Origin of the sequence: Herbaspirillum sp. C7C8 (genome assembly GCF_022627875.1) — a bacterium.
Lineage (GTDB): Bacteria > Pseudomonadota > Gammaproteobacteria > Burkholderiales > Burkholderiaceae_D > Herbaspirillum.
Window position 1 is genome coordinate 81,537 of record NZ_JABXGG010000005.1, and the last position, 20,474, is coordinate 102,010.

General features: G+C 61.7%; 21 protein-coding genes. 1 reads left to right on the forward strand and 20 read right to left on the reverse strand.

Features of this window, described 5'->3' with window-relative positions:
* Positions 1 to 9: 9 nt before the first annotated feature.
* The 11 genes from fliP to fliF all read right to left on the reverse strand — a co-directional run bounded on the left by fliP (position 10) and on the right by fliF (position 10,402).
* Positions 10 to 807 carry a flagellar type III secretion system pore protein FliP gene (gene fliP / locus HWE01_RS08280; RefSeq protein ID WP_369770097.1) on the reverse strand — a complete coding sequence of 266 codons (798 nt, stop codon included), beginning with the start codon at positions 805 to 807 and terminating at the stop codon, positions 10 to 12.
* Entirely contained in the window at positions 791 to 1,324 is a 534-nt protein-coding gene (fliO, locus tag HWE01_RS08285) for a flagellar biosynthetic protein FliO (protein ID WP_157174203.1), read from the reverse strand. The genes fliP and fliO overlap by 17 nt, the downstream gene beginning before the upstream one ends.
* A gap of 43 nt (positions 1,325 to 1,367) precedes the next feature.
* Positions 1,368 to 1,823 (reverse strand): flagellar motor switch protein FliN, encoded by a 456-nt coding sequence (fliN, locus tag HWE01_RS08290; protein ID WP_008328178.1) that lies wholly within the window; start codon positions 1,821 to 1,823, stop codon positions 1,368 to 1,370.
* A gap of 2 nt (positions 1,824 to 1,825) precedes the next feature.
* A complete protein-coding gene (gene fliM / locus HWE01_RS08295) occupies positions 1,826 to 2,830 on the reverse strand; it encodes a flagellar motor switch protein FliM (protein ID WP_008328180.1) in 1,005 nt (334 codons plus the stop codon).
* Positions 2,831 to 2,859: 29 nt separating this feature from the next.
* Positions 2,860 to 3,375, reverse strand: coding sequence for a flagellar basal body-associated protein FliL (gene fliL, locus HWE01_RS08300; RefSeq protein WP_241821525.1), 516 nt, complete (start codon positions 3,373 to 3,375; stop codon positions 2,860 to 2,862).
* A gap of 124 nt (positions 3,376 to 3,499) precedes the next feature.
* Positions 3,500 to 4,846: a flagellar hook-length control protein FliK gene (locus HWE01_RS08305; protein ID WP_241821526.1), complete on the reverse strand. Its 1,347-nt coding sequence runs from the start codon at positions 4,844 to 4,846 to the stop codon at positions 3,500 to 3,502.
* Positions 4,847 to 4,945: 99 nt separating this feature from the next.
* Entirely contained in the window at positions 4,946 to 5,386 is a 441-nt protein-coding gene (fliJ, locus tag HWE01_RS08310; protein WP_034350233.1) for a flagellar export protein FliJ, read from the reverse strand.
* Between the two features lie 37 nt (positions 5,387 to 5,423).
* The gene (gene fliI, locus HWE01_RS08315) at positions 5,424 to 6,830 is read right to left on the reverse strand and encodes a flagellar protein export ATPase FliI (protein ID WP_034350235.1); all 1,407 of its coding nucleotides are present in this window, start codon (positions 6,828 to 6,830) and stop codon (positions 5,424 to 5,426) included.
* Positions 6,831 to 6,868: 38 nt separating this feature from the next.
* Positions 6,869 to 7,570, reverse strand: coding sequence for a flagellar assembly protein FliH (fliH, locus tag HWE01_RS08320; RefSeq protein ID WP_008328191.1), 702 nt, complete (start codon positions 7,568 to 7,570; stop codon positions 6,869 to 6,871).
* 62 nt (positions 7,571 to 7,632) lie between these two features.
* A complete protein-coding gene (fliG, locus tag HWE01_RS08325) occupies positions 7,633 to 8,628 on the reverse strand; it encodes a flagellar motor switch protein FliG (RefSeq protein ID WP_006462657.1) in 996 nt (331 codons plus the stop codon).
* Positions 8,621 to 10,402: a flagellar basal-body MS-ring/collar protein FliF gene (gene fliF, locus HWE01_RS08330; RefSeq protein ID WP_008328195.1), complete on the reverse strand. Its 1,782-nt coding sequence runs from the start codon at positions 10,400 to 10,402 to the stop codon at positions 8,621 to 8,623. Before fliF ends, fliG begins: the two co-directional genes overlap by 8 nt.
* A gap of 248 nt (positions 10,403 to 10,650) precedes the next feature.
* Here fliF and fliE point away from each other — a divergent pair, with 248 nt between their 5' ends.
* On the forward strand, positions 10,651 to 11,007 hold the full coding sequence (fliE, locus tag HWE01_RS08335; RefSeq protein WP_008328197.1) for a flagellar hook-basal body complex protein FliE: 357 nt from the start codon (positions 10,651 to 10,653) through the stop codon (positions 11,005 to 11,007).
* Between the two features lie 119 nt (positions 11,008 to 11,126).
* Here fliE and HWE01_RS08340 read toward each other — a convergent pair whose 3' ends face one another.
* The 9 genes from HWE01_RS08340 to HWE01_RS08380 form a co-directional block, all read right to left on the reverse strand.
* Positions 11,127 to 11,882 carry a flagellar brake protein gene (locus HWE01_RS08340; RefSeq protein ID WP_008328199.1) on the reverse strand — a complete coding sequence of 252 codons (756 nt, stop codon included), beginning with the start codon at positions 11,880 to 11,882 and terminating at the stop codon, positions 11,127 to 11,129.
* Positions 11,883 to 11,905: 23 nt separating this feature from the next.
* Entirely contained in the window at positions 11,906 to 12,250 is a 345-nt protein-coding gene (locus HWE01_RS08345; RefSeq protein WP_034350237.1) for an EscU/YscU/HrcU family type III secretion system export apparatus switch protein, read from the reverse strand.
* The gene (gene fliK / locus HWE01_RS08350; RefSeq protein WP_241821527.1) at positions 12,237 to 13,424 is read right to left on the reverse strand and encodes a flagellar hook-length control protein FliK; all 1,188 of its coding nucleotides are present in this window, start codon (positions 13,422 to 13,424) and stop codon (positions 12,237 to 12,239) included. The genes HWE01_RS08345 and fliK overlap by 14 nt, the downstream gene beginning before the upstream one ends.
* A 2-nt stretch (positions 13,425 to 13,426) precedes the next feature.
* On the reverse strand, positions 13,427 to 13,756 hold the full coding sequence (locus HWE01_RS08355) for a flagellar protein FliT (RefSeq protein WP_175342608.1): 330 nt from the start codon (positions 13,754 to 13,756) through the stop codon (positions 13,427 to 13,429).
* Positions 13,757 to 13,761: 5 nt separating this feature from the next.
* Positions 13,762 to 14,220 carry a flagellar export chaperone FliS gene (gene fliS, locus HWE01_RS08360; protein WP_008328208.1) on the reverse strand — a complete coding sequence of 153 codons (459 nt, stop codon included), beginning with the start codon at positions 14,218 to 14,220 and terminating at the stop codon, positions 13,762 to 13,764.
* Positions 14,221 to 14,248: 28 nt separating this feature from the next.
* Positions 14,249 to 16,318, reverse strand: a complete 2,070-nt coding sequence (gene fliD, locus HWE01_RS08365) for a flagellar filament capping protein FliD (protein ID WP_241821528.1) — start codon at positions 16,316 to 16,318, stop codon at positions 14,249 to 14,251.
* A 228-nt stretch (positions 16,319 to 16,546) separates the two neighbouring features.
* Positions 16,547 to 16,906: a flagellar protein FlaG gene (locus HWE01_RS08370; protein WP_008328211.1), complete on the reverse strand. Its 360-nt coding sequence runs from the start codon at positions 16,904 to 16,906 to the stop codon at positions 16,547 to 16,549.
* A 78-nt stretch (positions 16,907 to 16,984) separates the two neighbouring features.
* Entirely contained in the window at positions 16,985 to 18,073 is a 1,089-nt protein-coding gene (locus tag HWE01_RS08375; RefSeq protein ID WP_008328213.1) for a flagellin N-terminal helical domain-containing protein, read from the reverse strand.
* 325 nt (positions 18,074 to 18,398) lie between these two features.
* Positions 18,399 to 20,381, reverse strand: coding sequence for a tetratricopeptide repeat protein (locus tag HWE01_RS08380; RefSeq protein WP_008328215.1), 1,983 nt, complete (start codon positions 20,379 to 20,381; stop codon positions 18,399 to 18,401).
* Between the last annotated feature and the right edge of the window lie 93 nt (positions 20,382 to 20,474).

Genomic DNA, 20,474 nt, shown 5'->3' on the forward strand with positions numbered 1-20,474 from the left:
GGTCGGCGACTAGTAGAAACTCTGGGCCAGGGAGCCGATCAGCAACTGCCATCCGTCCACCAGCACGAACAGCATCAGCTTGAAGGGCAGCGAGACGATGGCCGGCGACATCATCATCATGCCCATCGACATCAGGATGCTGGCCACCACCATGTCGATGATGAGGAAGGGAATGAAGATGGCAAAGCCGATCTGGAAAGCGGTCTTCAGTTCACTGGTAACGAAGGCCGGTACCAGCAGGCGCAGCGGCACGTCTTCCGGGCCTTGCAGGGCCGGTCCGCGCGAGAGCTTCACATACAGTGCCAGGTCGGCCTGGCGGGTCTGCTTGAGCATGAATTCCTTGAGCGGTGCGGCCCCCTTGTCGAGCGCTTCCATCATCTGGATCTTGTTTTCCGAGAAGGGCTGGTAGGCCTCGGTGTAGATGCGGTCGAACACCGGACTCATCACGAAGAAGGTCAGGAACAGCGACAACCCGACCAGCACCTGCGTGGGTGGCGTGGACTGGGTGCCCAGTGCCTGGCGCAGCAAGGACAGCACGATCACGATGCGGGTGAACGAGGTCATCATCAGCATCGCCGCCGGAATGAACGACAGCGAAGTGAGCAACAGCATGGTCTGGATCGGCAGCGAATAATTCGTGCCGCCGCCTGGGGCGGGCATGCTGTTGAGCGCGGGCAGGCCCTGCTGGGCCGAGGCCGCCAGCGGCAGGCACAGCAGCGCCAGCCACCAGTAGGGGCTGCGCAGCAACGCGGCGGTGCGGTGGCGCAGGAAAGAGAGTGTGCCTCGCGGCTTAGGATGTGCTGCCATCATTACCCGGACGGTCGCCGTTGCCGGTACCGCCATTTCGTTTGTCCATGGTGTGCTTGAGCCAGGTGGCAAAGGCCGGTCCGGCCGTGACCGGCTGGGCCGCCACGCCTTCCTGGCGCGGCAGGGTGGCCAGGGCATTGACCCGACCGGGAGCCACACCGACCACGATCCACTGGTCGCCGACTTCGACCACCATCACCCGCTCGCGGGTACCCACCGACACGCCGCCGACGACCTTGGCCACGGCATTGCCGCTCATGCCGCTGGCCAGGCCGAAGCGCTTGAACAGCCAGGCGACTGCGGCCATCACGGCCAGTACCGCGACCAGCCCCAAGAGCATGGTCAAGACACTGCCGGTGGAGGAGGGAAGAGCGCCGGCTGCTGCCGGTGCCGGGACAGCGACGCTGCCGGCGGTGGTGTTGTCGGCCCGGCTTTGGGCCGTGACGGCCAGACTGCCGCCCAGAAAGATCAGGGCGGACACCAGGTCCGCCCGGGACTGACGCAAGGCTTGTCTCATCGATGCTGCGTAAATACGTCTCATGAAACGGAAGTCATTGCGCTCAGCGGTTGAGCTTGCGAATGCGTTCGGCCGGCGTGATGATGTCGGTCAGGCGGATACCGAACTTGTCGTTGACCACCACCACTTCGCCTTGTGCGATCAGGCAGCCGTTGACCAGTACGTCCATCGGTTCACCGGCCATGCCATCGAGTTCCACCACCGAGCCCTGCGCCAGTTGCAGCAGGTTCTTGATGGCGATCTTGGTGCGGCCCAGTTCCACGGTGAGTTGTACCGGGATATCGAGGATGAAGTCGATGTCGTTGGGGGTATTGGTCTTGATATCGGCCGCACTCAGGTCCTTGAAGACGGTGGCCATCGCAGGGGCTGCGGTGATGCCTTTCTCGTCTTCCATCTCGCCTTTTTTCTGCGCCTCTTCGGCCTCGCTCTGCTCGGCCATGGCCGCGCCCCACGGATCGTCTTCCGCTGCGCCTGCGCCTGCTACGTTCTCATCAGCCATTGCTAATCTCCTTGAAAGCTTTCCGGTGTTTCTTGATGGGTGATGGACAGCAGTTTCTCCACGCGCAGGGCGTATTGACCATTGGACTGGCCATAGCTGCATTCCATCACCGGTACGCCGTCAACCTGTGCCTCGACGGTCGTATTGGTCTGCAGCGCGATGACGTCGCCGACCTGCATGTTCAGCAGATCGGTGAAATTGACTCGGGCAGTACCGAAATTGACGATCAGTTCGACCTCGGCGGTCTGGATCTGCTGCTTCATCAGGCGGATCCAGCGCTTGTCCACTTCCAGCGCTTCGCCCTGCATGCTGCTGGTGAGACGGTCACGCACCGGCTCGATCATCGAGTAGGGCGTGCAGATGTGGATCTCGCCCGACACCGGCCCCAGCTCGACGGTGAAGGTGGTCGAGACCACCACTTCGTTGGGCGTGGCGATGTTGGCGAACTGGGTATTCATTTCCGAGCGGATGAATTCGAATTCGATCGGATAGATCGGTTCCCACGACTTGGCGTAGGTCTCGAAGGTGATCTCCAGCACGCGCATGATGATGCGCTGCTCGGTGGGCGTGAATTCGCGGCCTTCGATGCGGGTATGGAAGCGACCATCGCCGCCGAACATGTTGTCCACCAGCATGAACACGAACTGCGGGTCGAACACCACCAGCCCGATGCCACGGAAGGGCTTGATGTGGACCAGGTTCAGGTTGGTCGGGACCACCAGGTTGCGGATGAATTCACTGTACTTGGACACCTTCACCGGACCGACCGAGATCTCGGCGGTACGGTGAATGAAGTTGAACAAGCCGATGCGGAACAGACGCGCGAAACGCTCGTTGATGATTTCCAGCGTAGGCATGCGCCCACGCACGATGCGTTCCTGCGTGGCCAGGTTGTAGGTACGTACCGTACCAGGAGCTTCTTCGACGATTTTTTCTTCGTCTTCATCTCCCGTCACGCCCTTCAAAAGGGCATCGACTTCTTCCTGTGATAGAAAATGCTCGGCCATGGTCGACGATCTCTGACTTCGATACGGTGTTACTGCTGTTGGATCACGAACGAGGTGTAGAACACGTCGGTGATCTGCGGTCCCTTGCCCTTGCCCGAGAACGGCTCGCCCAGTTGGTCGATGATCTCGTCGGTCAGACGGCGCTTGCCTTCGCTGGTGAGCAGTTCGGACGCCTTCTTGCTGGAGAGCACCATCAGCAGGCGGCTGCGCACCTGGGGCATGTACAGCTTGAGGGCTTCGGCGGTCTGGCTGTCCGGCACCTGCAGGGTCATGGCCACTTGCAGGTACTGGTCGCCGGTTTCCTGCTGCAGGTTCACCACAAAGGGTTCGATCACCACGAAGGTCGGCGCCTTGGCCTCGACCTTCTCTTCGGCATGATCCTCACCCTTCTTGCCCTTGCCACCCATCATGAAGAAAGCTGCTGCACCACCGATCACCAGTACCAGCACGACACCGACGATGATGAAGAGCATCTTCTTGCTGGATTTTGCCGGTGCTGCTTCTGCTTCAGCTCCCTTGGCCGGGGCTTTTCCTTTTGTTGCCATCTACTATTCCTTTCAGTTCGTCAGCGCGGGTTGAGGGCTTATCTGCTTATCGGCAGCCAAATCGCATTGTTGAGTCCCGCACGGACGAAAATTGCATGTTTTTTAAGGTTTCCGGTCTCGGCGCTTACACGAAGGTATCGACCAGGCCCAGTCCACTGGAGGTTGCGGCTGCCGTGACGCTGCCGCCGAGGGCGACGTCGCCCTCCTGTTCCTTGCCGAAGCTGGAGGAGGACCCGCTGCGCGCCTGCTGCTGGCCATTGCCTGCCCCCTGATGCTGGTTGGGCATGCCGGTCTGGACATTGGCCTGGCCGAGCTGGATGCCGGCCTGGTCCATCATTTCGCGCAGCTTGGGCAGGGCCGCTTCCAGCGCCTGCTTCACTTCCGGCTGGGCGGTGATGAAGGTGGCATCGGCTTGTTGGTTGTGCACGTTCAGGACCACCTGCATCGGGCCCAGGTCCGGCGGGTTCAGGCTCAGCGAGGCACTCTGCATGCCGGCGGTGGCCATCCAGGTGATCTTGGTGCCCAGGGCCTGGTTCCAGCCGGCGCTGCCGACGTTGGACTGGATCTTGTCGCTGTAGGCCGGGGCGAACACGGCCTGCGTCTGGTTGGCCGCAGCGGTTTGCTGCATGACGGGCAGGGCCAGCGGCTGCGGGGCTGCCTGGGCCTGGTCCTGTCGGGCAGGCGCTGCCATCTCGGGCGCGGTCTTGTTCAGCTGGGCACGTGCGGCCAGGGCACTGGCATCTTCCTTGGGCTCGGCCTTGGCGGCGGCGCTGAGGTCGATGGCTGGCTTGCCGTCCTTGCCGTGGCCGTTTTGCTGGGGCGGGTTGGCCTCGGCGTTGCTCTTGCCGGCCAGTTCGCCGGCGGCGGCACCCTGCTTGCCTCTGGCGGCAGCCAGGGCATCCTGCAGGGCGGCCGGATCGAGCTTGCCTTGCTTGTCTTCGGCCAGGGCTTGCTGCTGATCCGCCAGGGACAGCTTGCCACCGCCGCGCTTGGCCTGGGCCAGCAGGTCGGCCTCGCTGCTCTCGCCCTTGGCCTTGCCATCGCCGGGCTTGACGGCGTTCTGGGCGATGTTGGCCACCAGGGCCAGCAGTTCGGCCGAGGCCTGGGTGGTGGTGTCGCTGCCGTCTTCGTCCTTGTCCTTGTCGCTGACCTGGCTGCTCTCGTCACTGCCGTCGCTCTTGCCGGCGTGACTGGCGCTGTTGGCGGCGTTGGGGGATTGCTGGCTGGCAGCCGATTGACTGGCGGCCGCCTGTTTGGCCGCAGCCTGGGCATTGGCGGCCTGGTTGTCGGCGTTCTGCTGGGCCTGGCGCGCCTGGGCCTGGTTGTCCTGCACGCGCGTGCTGACCTGGCTGTTGAGCACCTGGTTGAAGGGGACATCGGCCGAGAAGCTGTCGGCAGGATTGCCCGAGCGCGCGCCTGTGGCGGCCTGGGAGCCGGTAATCACGTTCAACAACGGCAGGGAAGTGTTCATGATGGTGGGCCTGTCGGTAAGTGCTGTCTGCTGCTCTAGGATGCGGGTTGTGGTGCGTTGCGTACGGTTTCGGTATTGCGTGGCCGGGCGTTTCAGCGCTCAGCGCTTGTAGAAACTGATGCGGGCGGCATGCTCGTCCATGGACTTCTGGTCGCGCTTGTTTTCCTTGCGCTGCTCCTGGTCCCGGGCGCGGGTGGCCAGGGTGTCATAGGACATGCGCTTGCGCTCGCAGGCCTGCCATGCTGCACGGGCTTCGGCCACACGCTGCTGGCTGCTTTGTACCACGTTGACCTGGCCGTCGATGGCGTTGTCGATCTTTTCCAGGAACAACTGGAAATTGCGATAGGCCAGCGCAGTCAGGCCATTGGTCAGTGTTTCCTGGAAGCGCGCGGCGTAATCGTCGCGGTATTGCTGCAGGATGCCCAGCTTCTGCTGTGCTTCTTCACTCACGCGAATAGCCCGACCGAGGCGCTTGGTCGCTTCGTCGGTCTCTTTGGTCGCCAATTCAATCAGCGTATCAAGTGCGGAGGGAGTAGCCATGATCGCTCTGATTATATTTTTGAGGATGCGCGCTCAATCACCCGAATAGAGCGGTAAGTTGCCTCAAGCTCTCTGATACATCGGCTTGCTCATGGATGCCTTGCTGCAAAAAGGCTTCCATTCTTGGCAACAAGGCAATGGCTTCATCCAGGATGGGATCGCTGCCGGCGGCATAGGCGCCCACGCTGATGAGGTCGCGGTTGCGCTGGAAACGTGAATACAATTGCTTCAGATGGCGTGAACGGCGCTGATGGTCGGCGTCGGTAATGCTGTGCATGGCACGGCTGATGGATTGCTCGATGTCGATGGCCGGATAGTGGCCGGCTTCGGCCAGCTGGCGGTTGAGCACGATGTGGCCGTCCAGGATGGCGCGGGCGGCATCGGCGATCGGGTCCTGCTGGTCGTCGCCTTCGGTCAGCACGGTGTAGAAGGCGGTGATGGAGCCGCCTCCCTCATCGCCATTGCCGGCGCGTTCCACCAGGGCCGGCAGCTTGGCGAAGACCGAGGGCGGGTAGCCCTTGGTGGCCGGCGGCTCGCCGATGGCCAGGGCGATTTCGCGCTGCGCCATGGCATAACGGGTCAGCGAATCCATGATCAGCAGCACATCCTTGCCCTGGTCGCGGAAATACTCGGCAATGGAAGTGCAATAGGCGGCGCCCTGCAGGCGCATGAGCGGCGGGGTGTCGGCCGGTGCAGCCACCACCACCGAGCGTGCCAGGCCCTCGGCACCAAGGATCTGTTCGATGAATTCCTTCACTTCGCGGCCGCGCTCACCGATCAGGCCGACCACGATCACATCGGCGCTGGTATAGCGCGCCATCATGCCCAGCAGCACGCTCTTGCCTACGCCCGAGCCGGCGAACAGGCCCATGCGCTGGCCCCGTCCTACGGTAAGCATGGTGTTGATGGCGCGAATGCCGGTGTCCAGGATGTCGCGGATCGGTGCGCGTCCCAGCGGATTGGCGGCACGCACGGCCAACGGGGCCGAGCGTTCGGTATGCAGGGGGCCCAGATTGTCCAGCGGCCGACCGGCACCGTCGAGCACACGGCCCAGCAGTTCGTCACCGACCGGCAGGCGGCGGCTGTGCTCGTCGGCGCGGCGCGGGGTGAAGCTGATGGGGCCGGTGCGCGGCGGTGGACGCACCGGTTCGACGGGATAGACGCGGGTGCCGGGAACGATGCCTTCGACATCGCTCTGCGGCATCAGGAACAAACGTTCATCTTGAAAACCGACGACTTCGGCTTCGATCATCGTGCCGTTGGGCAGCGGCACATTGCAGGGGCTGCCCACAGGAAGCTTCAGTCCGACCGCTTCCATCACCAGTCCGGCCACGCGCGTGATGCGCCCGGCCGTGCGGGTAGGCTCGGCCATGGCCACCAGGCTGCGACAGTTGTGCAGATAGGCTTGCCACAGGCTGCTATGGGATGGCATCGGGGAGTTCATGCGGGTCTCCCGTTCAGGTCGGTATCACGGCGGACACCTCATTCCAGCCAGTCGAGCTGCTTGGACAGCGACTCGCCCAGACGCTGCCAGCGCGTCTGGGTGGTGGCATCGATCTGATTGGTGCGGGTTTCGACACGGCAGCCGCCGCGGTCGAGCAGGGCGTCTTCCTCGATCTTCCAGCCTTGCTGGGCCAGTTCTTCGCCCAGGTGCTTGCGCACCAGCGCGGCATCGTCCGGGTGCAGTGTCAGGCTGGCCGGCAGTTGCAGCACGGGCAGGGCGTGGATGGCGGCACTCACCGTCGGCAGGATCAGTTCGGGGCGCACGTTCAAGGCCGTCTTCAACATGGACTTGGCCAGGTCCAGTGCCAGGTCCAGCAGTTCGGGGGCCATCTTTTCGCTGCACTGGGAGACTTCGGTGCTGAAGTTGACGGCGATCTGGCGGAAGTGCTGGATGACTTCGTTGACTTCCTGCTGGCCTTGCTGCAATCCGGCCATATAGCCCTCCGAGCGGCCGGCCTGCAGGCCGTGCCCGCGGCCTTCGGCAAAGCCCTCCTGGCGTGCGGCCTCGCGGATGGCGTCGAGCTGCTCGGCCGTCAGTTGGGGGACTGGCGGCGGTTCTTCCAGAAACTCTTCCTCTTCCGGCAGCGGTTCCGGCTCCGGTTCGGGCTCTTCGTTGAAGGACGCCAGCTCCCAGCGCTGGTAGGGCGTCATCTCTTCCTTGGGTATGATCTTTGCACGCATGGCTTCTTTGACTCCTCAGGCCGGCATGCCGACAGCATCCTGCATGGACCGCTTCAAGTGCATCAGATGAACGCGTCCTCGCCCTTGGCACCCAGCACGATCTGACCTTCGTCGGCCAGGCGGCGCACGATCTGCAGAATGGCCTTCTGTTGCGCATCCACTTCGGACAGGCGCACCGGTCCCTTGGACTCCAGGTCTTCCTTCATCATCTCGGCCGCACGCTGCGACATGTTGGCGAAGATCTTGTCGCGCAGGCCTTGCGAGGCGCCCTTGAGGGCCACGATCAGCGACTCGGACTGGACTTCGCGCAGCAGCAGCTGGATGCCGCGGCCGTCGATATCGATGATGTTCTCGAAGACGAACATCTCGTCCATGATCTTCTGCGCCATGTCCTCGTCGTAGGAGCGCAGGTTGTTCATCACCGAGGTCTCGTTCTCGCCCGACATGAAGTTGAGGATCTCGGCCGCAGTACGGATGCCGCCCATCTGTTGCTTCTTGAGGCTTTCGTTGCCGGTCAGCAGCTTGGTCAACACGTCATTGAGTTCGCGCAACGCGGCCGGCTGCACGCCGTCCAGGGTTGCAATACGAAGGATGACGTCGTTGCGCAAACGTTCCGTGAAATTGTTGATGATGCCGCAGGCATGGTCGCGCTCCAGGTGGACCAGGATGGTGGCGATGATCTGCGGGTGTTCGTTGCGGATGAGCTCGGCCACCGACTGCGCGTCCATCCACTTGAGGCTTTCGATGCCGGACGCATCGCGTCCGCCCAGGATGCGGTTGAGCAGGGAGGTGGCCTTGTCGTCGCCCAGGGCCTTGGTCAGCACGCTACGGATGTATTCGTCCGAATCCAGTCCCAGCGAGGAGGCCTGGCCGGTCTCGGCGACGAAGGCTTCCAGCACTTCGTTGATTTCTTCGAAGCTGACATTGCGCAGGGCCGACATGGCCGCGCCCAGCTTCTGGACCTCTTTCGGGCCCAGATATTTCATGACTTCGGCGGCCTCATCCTCGCCCAGGGCGAGCATCAGGATGGCGCCTTTTTGAACGCCGTCGTTACTCATTGTTCACCCATGACTTGATGATGCTTGCCACCAGTTTCGGATCATTCTTGGCCCACTGCTTGGCGGTTTCCAGATTGGCCTTGTACTGGGCACGTTCGTCCACTGCCGGCTCGCCGGAGAGGTTGACGATGGCGTCCGGATCGTCCGGATCGAAGCCGGCGGCAACCGCTGCGGCAGCGGCGGCGGCTTCGGCCTCGGCCTTTTCCTTGGCCAGGCGTTCGCGTTCTTCGCGGCCCGACAGCTTCCAGACGATGGGGCGCAGCACGCGGAAGTAGAGGAACAGCAGGACCGCGGCCACCAGCACGTACTTGCCGATTTCCTTGGCCAGTTCGATCATGCCCGGCTGCTTCCACAGCGGCACTTCCGGTTCCATGTCGGTGCTGAACTGGGTATTGACCACGTTGAGCGAGTCGCCGCGATCCTTGTTGTAACCCATCGCCTCCTTGACCAGATCGGTGATCTGGTTGCGCTCGGCTTCGGTCAGCGGGCGCATGACGATCTTGCCGGTGTTGTCCAGGGTGCGCTTGTAGTTCACCACCACGGCCACCGTCAGGCGACGCACGCCACCCATGGGTTGCTGGGTGTAGCGCACCGTCTTGTCGACCTCGTAGTTGATGGTCTCATCCTTGCGCGAATTGCCGCTGGCCGCAGGAGTCGGTGCTGCGCCATTGGGCGTGGCCGCAGTATTCTGGTTGGCTGCACCATTGGCGGCCGCCGGATTGACGATCTGGGCGGTGGCCGGGGCAGGGGGCTGGTTGGTCAGCGCGCCGGGTACGCCCGACGTGCCGGAGGTGGCGCTGTTGGACTCGCTGCTCTGCTTGCTGCGAACGGCGGCGGTGTCGCGGGTCTGATTGGGCTTGTAGGCTTCGGAAGCCTGCTCGGAGCGGGAGAAGTCCACATCGGCCGTGGCCTCGGCACGCACGTTGCCGTTACCGACGATGGGTGCAATGATGGATTCGACGCGCTTGACGATATCCTGCTGCAGATCCTGGACATACTTCAGCTGGGTCGGATCGAGGGTGTTGGTCTGGCCTTGCTTGGTGGTGTCGGAGAGCAGATTGCCGTTCTGGTCGACGATGGTCACGGCCTTGGGCGAGAGCTCGGGGACGCTGCTGGCGACCAGGTGCACGACGGCACTGACCTGTTGCTGATCGAGGTAGCGGCCCGGATAGAGGCTCAGGATCACCGAGGCGGTCGGCTTTTGCTGGTCGCGCACGAACACCGAGGCTTTGGGCAGGGCCAGGTGCACACGGGCGGTCTGGACCGGCGCCAGGGATTCCACCGAGCGCGCCAGTTCGCCTTCCAGGGCGCGCTGGAAATTGACTTGTTCCAGGAACTGGGAAATGCCCAGCTTCTGGTTCTCCATCAGCTCGAAGCCGACATTGCCGCCCTTGGGCAGGCCCTGAGCGGCCAGTTTCAGGCGCGCGTCATGCACCATGTTTTCGGGCACCAGGATGGCCGTGCCGCCTTCGGAATACTTGTAGGGCACGTTCATCTGCTGCAACGAGGCCACGATGGCGCCGCCGTCGCGGTCATTGAAGTTGGCGAACAGGACGCGATACTCGACCTTCTGGCTCCACAGCCAGATGCCGGCCATCAGCGCCAGAGTCGCGGCGGCGGCAATGATGAGCAGAATGCGCTTGCCCTGGGGCGAACGGGCGTAGCCCATCATGCCGCCCTGGGCGGACTGCCCCTGGGGCATGCCCTCGTTGTTGCCGAGTTCGCCCGAATTGTTGGTCTCGCCGGTCATCGTGCCGTCGGCTGCTACCGCCATGATTTCCCCTCTGGCGTTCCCTCGATTGCCAGCTTGATGAATACTTTGATCACTGCCTACCTTTGTGAGGTTTTTTGCTCAGTGTGGATTGTCCGTTGGTAGCGGGAATTTGATCGGCCGAACAGAATGGCAAATTCCCCGCTTATTGGTGCGATTTGTCAATGCAGCAGTGTTAAGGTGCTGCTGTAGATGGCGAAGGTGCGCGTGGTACTTTTGCCAGGCGGCAAAATGAACTCAAGAGGTGGGAAATGGCAATTGACAGCGTGATCGACACCAGCAAGATCGAAGCAATGGTAGCCCAGCTGAAGGCGGCAGCGGCCCGCGCCCAAGGAGGTGTGGACCCGGTTCAGAGCAGCGTGGCAGCCGAAAAACCGGCCCAGCGGGTGGATTTTGCCGACGTGCTCAAGGGCGCGATCGACCAGGTCAACGATTCTCAGCAGAAGGCGGCCAAGATGTCGCAGGCCTTTGCCATGGGGGATGACAACGTGAACCTGTCGGATGTGATGATCGCTTCGCAGAAAGCCAACATTTCCTTCCAGACCAGTATCCAGGTGCGCAACAAGCTGGTCTCGGCTTACCGTGACATCATGACCATGCAGGTGTGAAGTTTTCTGCTTGAGGTCGCCCCTGGCAAGGGACGGTTGTACATGACAAAACACCCCAGAACCGGTGATCCGGTTGCTGGGGTGTTTTGTCATTGGCGCGCCCGGCAGGGCGCACCGGCTTACATCATGCCTGAGGCCTTGGCGTTCTGTTCGCGTTCCAGCTTGGTGATGAAGCGCTGGATCGCGGCCAGCACCGTACGCGGGATGTCGATGAACTGCAGACCGAAGCGATTGACCACCTTGCCATTGGTCATCTTGAATTCCTTGCAGTCGCGCACCTGCAGCTTGACCGATACCAGGGTATTGTCACCCAGCTCCAGCTGGCAATCTTCGTAGGTCACGCCCGGAGTGGTGGGGAGCAGCTTCTTTTCGTCGGTGATGCCCACGCCGCCGGCGCTGATATTGTTGAGCAGCGTAACGACCGTGATGAAGGAGCCATCCGGCTGGGTGATGCGGAAAGTGCAGCGCAGCGGCTTGGCGATCGGCGTGGGGATGCGGAAATACTCGCGGCGCTGCAGGCGCACCAGGCTTTCGGGGATATCGACCCGCAATGCCGGGCGGCTCTGGTATTCGACCTGGCGTGCGCCATCGACGGCAAAGGTAATGCGGATGCTGTTGTAGAGCGCCTCGAAATTGATGCGCTTGCTCGACACGATGCTCTCGTTGAGCATGGCGCTGGGGGCGGCGTCGATGATGAGCGAGTCGTCATCGTCATCGACTTCCAGAATGGAAGTGATCACGGACTCGGATCCGCCCTTGATCAGCAGGCTCAGGAGCTGGTTCTTCTCCATCATGCTGGTCAGCAGGGCAATGATCTCCCTCCGTGAATGAACCCGGTATGGGCTGTCGTCGTCGATCTCGTCGTGGTTAGCCATCTGTGCGTCTTGTACGTCTGAATTCAGCGAGTGGGATCGCTTTCCCCTGAGGATTTGTTGGAATAATTTAACCCCGTATCATACATCACTGACCCGCTTAATTGCATATTTTCAATACGATATAGCCAGGCCAGCAATTCCGCCACGGTGCGGTACAGGGCAGGGGGGATCTGCTGGTCCAGTTCGACCTGCATCAGCAGCGAGACCAGCTCCTTGGATTCATGGACATAGACGCCCGCATCGCGCGCCCGCGCAATGATGGCTTCGGCCACCAGGCCGCGGCCCTTGGCCACCACCTGCGGGGCTGCCTGGCTGGCGTTGTAGGCCAGGGCCACGGCGTTTTGCAGGGGGATATTAGGTTTCTCCATCGGCTTGCTTGACAATCAGTGAGTCCAGGGAGGTGCCGGCAGCCGCCATGGCACCGGAAAACAGCGCGCTGTTGCCGCGCAGGGCAGCGGCGGCGGCTTCGTTGTCGGCTTTCACCTGTACGTGGATCTGCTGACCAATCAACCGGATCGAGGCCGAGACGCTGCCCAGGTGGGCAAAGTTGAAGCGCACCACGCTATGCCAGGTGGGCGTGTTCTCGTCCTCGGCGCCGGCTTGTTCGCGGCTGTTCTGGCCCTGTTCCTGATTGATTTCCCATTCCATCTTCTGGCCGGGCCAGACTTCGCCGTGCCAGACCACGCGCTGCTGTTCCAGGGCGTTGAGCTGGAGGTTGATGATCTGTCCCAACTGATTCTGGGAGGGATCGCTGTCGCTGAGCAGATTGATGTCGCCACCCTGTCGCGCAGCGACCTGGGCTTGCGGTTCCTTCATCAGGTCTGCGGCCGGACGTTGTCCGGCGGCCCAGGCGGCCACGTGCGACTCGTAGAAGACGCCGCTGTTGGCAATGGCATCCTTCAAGGCCGCGGCCATCTGTTCGGGGGCGACCCCGGCCTTGGGCAGCAAGGGGGTGGCCGCATTGATGTGATCGGCCACGTCGCCCTGTTGGGATGCGTGCAACAGCGTGTCGATCAGGCGGCCGGCATGGCTGAGCGTGGTGGTGGTACTGGCGGGAGCGCCCGATTGCCCCTGGCGAGGGCCTTTGGCCTGGGCATCGGCAGCGATATCCTCGTTCTGCGCGATCTGTCCCGCACCGCTTTCGTCGCGGGTAACGAACTGCAGCGACTTCAGATCCTTCTGCATCGCGCGCCCGGCACTGCTCAAGGCCACGGAGGCGCTTTCCTCGTCAGGGTGGATGCTGCCTTCGTTGACCGAGAAAGTCGGGCGGGGATCCTTCGAGACCAGCGTCAGGGTCAGGGTATCGCCTACCTTGGCGCTGTTGGGCAGCACCATGCGCGCGGCCGTATTGGCGATGCGCACCAGGAAGGTGCCGTCGTTGAAATTGGAGAGGATGCGGCCCGACATCTGCTGGCCCACTGCAATCTGGGCCAGGCGACTGAAGGCTTCCTGCCGCGCATCGGCAACCGAAACGACGGCGGTCGCCGCTTCGACAGGATTGACGGGCTGGACGGCGCTGGCAATATCGGCCCGCGGCAACATGGTCAACTACCCATGCCGTAGGTATTGAGGAGCTTCTGTTCGGTCTGGTTGCTCTGGATCATTGCCGACAGTTTGCGCAATCCCGGTTCGGTGAGGTTGCGGATGTCGCGGTCGTCTTCGAGGATCTTCTTGATGATGTCGACCTTGCGATGGCGCAGCGGCTCGGGCAGGGCGACATGTTCCTCGCTGTCGCGCAGGCTGGCGATGTGCTTGCCGCACTGGGCTTCGAGTGCGGCCAGCAAGTCCCAGTCACCGGCACGGGCGGCCGACAGCATCTCGTTGGTCAGCTTCGAGATGGACTCGTAGAGCGCGATGACGTCGTCACCGTTCATGTCAGTCATGCCTTTGCAAAGCTGGAGAGAGGGACGTCTTGCACCATGGTCATCGGCGCAGCGGGCTGCGCTGCATTCGGACCGATCTGTTCCCACGCGGAACGGATATCCTCAAGCAGTCCGTGGATCTCGTCGAGGATGGCCGGGTTGTTGGTCGCGTTGGCCTCGAACAGGCGGCGGCTCATGTATTCATAGAGCGAATCGAGATTGAGCGCCAGTTCGCCGCCGACTTCCTTGTTCAGGCTGGCGCGCAGGCCGTTGTCGATGATCAGGATGGCCTTGGTGATGGATTCGCCCTTGTCCTTGATGTTGCCCTCGCCCATGGACTTCCTGCCCAGTGCGATGGCCACCAGTGCGCCGTCGAAGAGCATGGTGATGAGCTTGTGCGGACTGGCCGCAACCACCCCGGTTTCCACGCCGATATTTGCGTAGGCGTTGGCCCCGCGTTTCATGGTTCCGAACATGACGTTCTCCTATGTTCGCGGTGTCACTTCAACTGCTCTTGGCCAGGCTGGCCAATTGCTGGGTCAGGTAGCTCTGGGTGGACTGCATGCTGGCCAGCGTGACGTTGAGGCGGTTGAACTGATTGGTATAGTCGTCTTTCAGATTCGACAGACGGGTCTGCACCGCGGTCTGGCGATCCTGGTTGATCTTCAGACTGGCTTGCAGTCCGTTGGTCTTGGAGGCAATGATGCCGGTATCGCTGAGCAGATTGGTCATCAACGTCTGCAATTTGGTGACGATACCATTTTTGGACGATGTGGTGTTGGTCGGATCCGGATCAGTGGCAGTGAACAGATTGGCAATGCCCGCGAAGTTGTTGGTGGTCGCCGTCGACAGCTTGGTGGCATCCAGTGCCAGGGTGCCGTCCTTCTGGAAGGCGATGCCGATGTCGGAGAGGGTGCTGATGCCGTTGCCGCCATCCACACTGGAGAACAGGGTGTTGCGCAGCTGGCTCATGATGGTCTGCACCGACGACTCGCTGGCCAGCGGTGCCGACGTATTGGCCTCGCCCAGGGTGGTCGAGGGTGTCTGCGAGGTCATGCTGGCCACGGCCTTGGCCAGGGTGTTGTAGGCCGATACGAAACTGTTGGCCGCCGTGGTGATGCCGGAGGTGTCGTTGCTGATGTTGAGCGTGAAGCTGTCGGACGAGGTGGTGACCTTGGACAGGTTCAGTGTCACGCCCGAAATGACGTTTTCGACCTTGTTGCTGGTGCTGGTCACGGTCACGCCGTCGATGGACAGCTTGGCATCCTGTGCCTTGAGCAATTGGCCCATGCCGCTCATGGTCAGCCCGGAATAATCACCGGTCCCGGTCAGTGAAACAGCCGCCGTCGCGCTGCTGCCGGTGGGTGTGAGCACCAGGTGGTCGTTGCTGCCATCGTTGCTGATGGAGGCGGTCACGCCTGCGCTGGCACTGTTGATGGCGCTCATGACCTGGTTCAGGTCGATGTTGCCGCTGCCGTTGGCAGTGGGGTTGATGGCCACGGTGGTGTCGCCCACCTTCAGGTTCAGCGTGCCGGAACTGTAGGTCTGGCTGGTGCTGACGTTGGGTGAGATCACCGTGCCGCTGGGGTCCGAGCTGAACACCGAATAATTGCCGGTGCCGGTGATCTTGATGGTGTTGGCCGCACCGCTGTCCTTGGCCGTGATGACCAGGTGGTCGTTGGTACCGTCGCTGACAATGGTGGCGTTCACGCCGGCATCGCTGCTGTTGATGGCATCACGCACGCCGGTCAGGCTATTGGTGGCAGGCTGGATGATGGTAGTCGAGCCGGTGCCGGTCTTGATGGCCAGGATGCCACTGTCGAAGGTGGTGCCGGGGGCGATGCTGGCCGAACTCAGCTTTTGAGTTTGCGCCAGCTGCGACACGCTGACCGAATAAGTGCCCGAGGCCGCCTTGGTGGCGTCACGCGGCGCCTGGGTCTGGGTCATGGTGCTCGGTGTCGAGCTGGACGGGTCGTAAGCGAAGGCGGACAGGCTGTTGTTGGCGCTCACCTTGATGGTGTTGGCCGTGCCGCCGGTGTTGGACTCCAGCACCAGGTGATCGCCGCTGCCATCGGTGACGACGGAGGCGGTCACGCCAGCCTTGGCGGCATTGATCGCGTCGCGTACGCCGGCCAGGGTAGCGTTGGCCTTGAGGGTGATGAAGGTCGGTGAACCCGTGCCGATCTTGATCGCAATCGAATCCCCGGCATTGTAGGTGGTGCCGCTGCTTACGCCGGCCGACTGGATCTTCTGCGCCAGGATCTTGGTGGAGTCGTCGCCGTTGATATCGGCGGTGAACGGATCGGTGGTCAGAGTGGACCCGGTACCGGCGTTGTTGACTGTGCTTTTCTGCGAACTGAAGCTGGCCGACGTGAGTGACTTGATCGCCGACTGGTAGCTCGACAATGCACTCTTGAGGCTTCCATACGCGGAGATGAGCGTGTTGTAGCTGCTCGCCTGGGTGGTCAGCGGGGTCAGTTGCGATTGACTCTCGGCCGAAACCAGCTGGCTTACGAGAGTGGCTACATCAAGCGGGCCTGCCGATGTGGAAATGGTGCCGGTGGAAGTCGCCACGGTTCAACTCCTGATACTTTGCGTGAAGCACAGCGCTGTGCAGTTTCCAGCGCGGTCAAGAGGAGACGGGCTCTCGAGTACGGCGTCGGGGAAAGAGGGACGCTGTGCGGGATGACTATCTGAATCCGTTATGAACTAGAGTAGTCGAATCCGACATGCGCAATGAGCGAGCATTGGCGCATGCGGTTATTCGAGCCACTGCAGTTCGTACCAGACTCGAGCTGACACTCAAGCCTTGTCCTTGATCAACAGGCCTTGCATCTTGTCGATGGACTTTGCGATGGCAATCGCTTCTTCGCTGGGAATCTGGCGAATCACGGTGTCAGTCGCAGTATCAACGACCTTGATGATGGTCTTGCCGGTATCCTGGTCCTTGGAGAAATTCAAGGCGGCGGCATTGGCGGCGGCAAAATCGTTGAGTTTGCCGACGGCATCATTGACTTCGCTTTCGGTTGCGCGGCGGGCTTCCGGAGTGGCCGCCGGTGCGACCGTCGATACCACGGGATTGGGCTTGTCGGCAGCCTTCGGTGCTGCATATGCAGTACCGGAGTCGCCAGCAGCAGTGATGTTAAGTGGGGCAATCGACATGGTACTACTCCCTTCCTTAAAGGAACGTGCGGAGAATAAGGTCTATCCCCCGCACGTCATCCTACCTAGCTATCAGGCTTATTTCAACAGCGACAGCACTTGCTGGGGTGCCGAGTTCGCCTGCGACAGCATGGCGGTACCAGCTTGTTGCAGGATCTGCGCACGGGTCAGGTTCGCGGTTTCCTGCGCGTAGTCGGTATCCATGATACGGCTGCGCGACGAGGTGATGTTCTCGCTCGACACTTGCAGGTTGCTGATGACGGCGCTGAAGCGGTTCTGCACTGCACCGAACTCTGCGCGCTTGGAGGAGATCAGGCTGATGGCCTTGTCCAGGTTCTTGATCGCCTTCTGGGCATCGCTCTGTGCCGACGGAGCAGCCACTGCCTTGTCCAGGGACAGCTTGGCGCTGTCCACGGCCTTCTGCAGGGTCACAGCCGAAGCAGCCAGGGCGCTGGCCGACAGCGAGGAGCCGGTGGCGAACAGGTTGTCCAGGGCAGCCTTGGCCGAGGTGTAGGTGGTTTGAGCAGCGCTCACGCCGGAGGTGTCGCCCAGACCGATCAGACCCTTGGCGCTGGTGCCGATGACGTCGGCCATGGTGCCGTTGTTGGACAGGTCATCCAGAGTGATGGTGATCTGGTCGTTGAGCTTGTTGTCCGACACGTTGGCGCCGACCTGGAAGGACAGGGTCAGCGAAGCCTTGACGTTGGCCGACGAAGAGCCCACGCCAGCCGAAGCACCTTGACCGACACCGGTGAACAGGTTCTGGCCGTTGAAGCTGGTGCCGTTCAGAACGCGGAACACTTCCTGCGACAGCTGGGTATATTCGTCGTTGAGGGTCTTGCGGTCTTGTGCGCTGTTGGTGCCGTTGGCAGCCTGCACAGCCAACTCACGCATACGTTGCAGGTTGTCGCCGACGGTCGACAGAGCGCCTTCAGCGGTCTGCGCCATCGAGATGCCGTCGTTGGCGTTACGCTGTGCAACTGCCAGGCCCTTGATCTGGGCGTTCATGCGGTCGGCAATGGCCAGACCGGCGGCGTCGTCCTTGGCGCTGTTGACGCGCAGGCCCGACGACAGACGTTGGATCGAGGTGTTCAGCGACGCTTGCGACGAATTCAGATTGCGCTGGGTGTTGAGCGACGCAATGTTGGTATTAATGACTGCTGCCATGTTAATTCTCCTAAGATTTGAGACCGATGATCCGAGTTTCAGTGCTTAACTTTGGTCTTCTACCCATGAGCCCCAGGCGTTTCAACCGCTGTTGATTGCTTTATCGGGCAGTCTTGGAAAAAGTTTAGGGTTTGCTGCAAAAAAATCTTTTTCAAGGCTTTCCGACCTAAAACTACGTGCTTTGAAACTCCAAGCACATGTTTTTCGACGGCACTTCAGAAAACTTTAGCGATTTTTTGTTGAAACTGAGAAATTTTGTCCGCCGCTGACAAAAAGCCCCGCTGGTGCTGCGCACAAAGCGGGGCGGTCTCTGGAGAAGGGCGTCTTATCCCTGCATTTTTTTCTGTTGCAAGATGACCAATTCGTCGGCAAGCCGGGTCAGGACCGAGTCCCAGTCACTGATGGCGGGCTGGCGGAACAGGCGCATGCTCGGATACCAAGGGGAGTCGTCGCGATTCTGGAGCCAGCGCCAATCCGGTACATGTGGCACCAGGGCCCAGGTCGGATGGCCCAGGGCACCGGCCAGGTGAACCACGGAGGTGTCGACGCTGATCATCAGGTCCATATTGTGGATGGCTGCGGCGGTATCGGCGAAGTCCGTGCACAGATCGCCCAGGTTGTGAACCTTCTGGTCTGGCGGCAGGGTGCGCAGCCCTTCAGTGGGCTTGCCTTTCTGTAAAGAGTAGAACTCGATGTTCGGCAGGCTGAACAATCTGGCAAATTTGTTCAGGCTGATGGAGCGATGGCGGTCGTTGCCGTGTTCCGGATTGCCGGCCCAGACTACGCCCACACGCAGCTTGCCGGGTGCCGCGCCGCCCATGGCGGCGATGCGCTCGCGCCAGACCTCGACCAGGGCCGGATCGGCTGCCAGATAGCTCGGGAATGCCGGGATGTCTTCCACCGTATCGGTTCCCAGTGCGTAGGGCAGGCTCATGAGCACATAGGCGCAGTCGCAGGGTGGCAGCGGATCGCTTTCGCGGATGAGCGTGATTTCCGGTGTGAAGGACTGGAACAGCCGGTACAGAGGATTCTTGACGTGCAGCGCCACCCGCGCGCCCTGTGCGACCAGCAGCCGGACATAACGGAGGAACTGGATGCTGTCGCCGAAGCCTTGCTCGTGCATCAGGAGGATGTACTTCCCGGCCAGCGAGGACTTTCCATCCCATTTCGGGATGATGCCGAAGAGCTTGTGGATCAACTTGTAGACATGGGCGCGCTCGCGCGTGACCAGACGGCTTTCGTGGCAGGCCCAGCCTTCCTTGAGTTCGCCGTGCAGCAACAGGCTCAAGGCCAGGTTGTGTTGCGCCGTCGGATAGTTGGGGCGCAGCGTCAATGCCTTGCGGAAGTTGGCTACGGCCTCATGGGTGTCGCCGTGATCATGCAGGACCGCGCCCATGTTGTTGTAAGTCAGCGCCTGCCTGGGATCCAGTTCGAGGGCCTTGTTGAAGAGCTGCATGGCATCCTCGAAGCGGTCCTGGGTCGCAAAGAGGCTGGAAGCAAGGCGGATGTAGCTGTTGGGATCCCTGGGGGCAATCTCGATGATGCGTTGCAGGTGCTCGTGCGCTTCGCTGATTTTCTCCAGTTTCAGATAGGCATCGGCGATCTTGATCTGGGCATAGGTGTCTTGAGGGTCGAGCAGGATGGCCGTCTTGAGCGATTCCAGTGCTTCCTTGTACATCTCCATGCCGTAAAACGCCTCGCCCAAGGCGGTATGTCCGGGTGCGAAACTGATGTCCAGTTCCAGCGATTTGAGAATCGTGGCCACCGCCTCCTGGTAGCGTTTGGCCTCGACCAGGGCGCGACCGAGGTGGGACAGGGGGCCGGGGGCATCCGGCTCCCGTTTGACCGCGTCCTCGAAGTAGGCAATGGAGGCTTCCGGGTCATTCTTTTCGTGCAGCGCATTGGCCAGGCCGATGCGTGCTGCCCGGTTTTCCCGGTCCAGCGAGATGGCCTGCTCGTACAGCTTGATGGCCTCGTCCACCCGGTCCTGTGCCAGCACGGCGGCGGCCAGGTTGCTGAGGTATTCGGCATTGGCGGGATCGGCCGCAAAGGCCTTGCGCAAATAGTGCTCAGCCTCCGGGTGCAGGCCCTCCTGGGTGGCGATCAGGCCGCGCGCGTGATTGGCAAAGACCAGTTCAGGGTCGCGTTTGAGAACGGCCACGCAGATGGCCTTGGCTTGTTCGGTCTGGCGACTGTCCAGCAGATCGAGACTCTTGCGGACATCCAGCAGATCCTGCAGGTTGGCCTTGGCGGCGGCCGGGGCCGGAACGGGTTTGCCGTGCTTGTTGCTGCTCTTGCGCGTCGACATCGAAAGGGGTCCTCTTGGTTGGGCGCATCGCTGGCGCCGGACATAGCTATCCAGCAGACATGATATGCGCAACCCGTCACTTGCGAAGAGCTG

Coding starts and splice junctions, on each gene's coding strand:
- fliP (WP_369770097.1), bottom strand. CDS start 807: ATGGCAGCACATCCTAAGCCGCGAGGCACACTCTCTTTCCTGCGCCAC.
- fliO (WP_157174203.1), bottom strand. CDS start 1,324: ATGAGACAAGCCTTGCGTCAGTCCCGGGCGGACCTGGTGTCCGCCCTG.
- fliN (WP_008328178.1), bottom strand. CDS start 1,823: ATGGCTGATGAGAACGTAGCAGGCGCAGGCGCAGCGGAAGACGATCCG.
- fliM (WP_008328180.1), bottom strand. CDS start 2,830: ATGGCCGAGCATTTTCTATCACAGGAAGAAGTCGATGCCCTTTTGAAG.
- fliL (WP_241821525.1), bottom strand. CDS start 3,375: ATGGCAACAAAAGGAAAAGCCCCGGCCAAGGGAGCTGAAGCAGAAGCA.
- HWE01_RS08305 (WP_241821526.1), bottom strand. CDS start 4,846: ATGAACACTTCCCTGCCGTTGTTGAACGTGATTACCGGCTCCCAGGCC.
- fliJ (WP_034350233.1), bottom strand. CDS start 5,386: ATGGCTACTCCCTCCGCACTTGATACGCTGATTGAATTGGCGACCAAA.
- fliI (WP_034350235.1), bottom strand. CDS start 6,830: ATGAACTCCCCGATGCCATCCCATAGCAGCCTGTGGCAAGCCTATCTG.
- fliH (WP_008328191.1), bottom strand. CDS start 7,570: ATGCGTGCAAAGATCATACCCAAGGAAGAGATGACGCCCTACCAGCGC.
- fliG (WP_006462657.1), bottom strand. CDS start 8,628: ATGAGTAACGACGGCGTTCAAAAAGGCGCCATCCTGATGCTCGCCCTG.
- fliF (WP_008328195.1), bottom strand. CDS start 10,402: ATGGCGGTAGCAGCCGACGGCACGATGACCGGCGAGACCAACAATTCG.
- fliE (WP_008328197.1), top strand. CDS start 10,651: ATGGCAATTGACAGCGTGATCGACACCAGCAAGATCGAAGCAATGGTA.
- HWE01_RS08340 (WP_008328199.1), bottom strand. CDS start 11,882: ATGGCTAACCACGACGAGATCGACGACGACAGCCCATACCGGGTTCAT.
- HWE01_RS08345 (WP_034350237.1), bottom strand. CDS start 12,250: ATGGAGAAACCTAATATCCCCCTGCAAAACGCCGTGGCCCTGGCCTAC.
- fliK (WP_241821527.1), bottom strand. CDS start 13,424: ATGTTGCCGCGGGCCGATATTGCCAGCGCCGTCCAGCCCGTCAATCCT.
- HWE01_RS08355 (WP_175342608.1), bottom strand. CDS start 13,756: ATGAACGGTGACGACGTCATCGCGCTCTACGAGTCCATCTCGAAGCTG.
- fliS (WP_008328208.1), bottom strand. CDS start 14,220: ATGTTCGGAACCATGAAACGCGGGGCCAACGCCTACGCAAATATCGGC.
- HWE01_RS08370 (WP_008328211.1), bottom strand. CDS start 16,906: ATGTCGATTGCCCCACTTAACATCACTGCTGCTGGCGACTCCGGTACT.
- HWE01_RS08375 (WP_008328213.1), bottom strand. CDS start 18,073: ATGGCAGCAGTCATTAATACCAACATTGCGTCGCTCAACACCCAGCGC.
- HWE01_RS08380 (WP_008328215.1), bottom strand. CDS start 20,381: ATGTCGACGCGCAAGAGCAGCAACAAGCACGGCAAACCCGTTCCGGCC.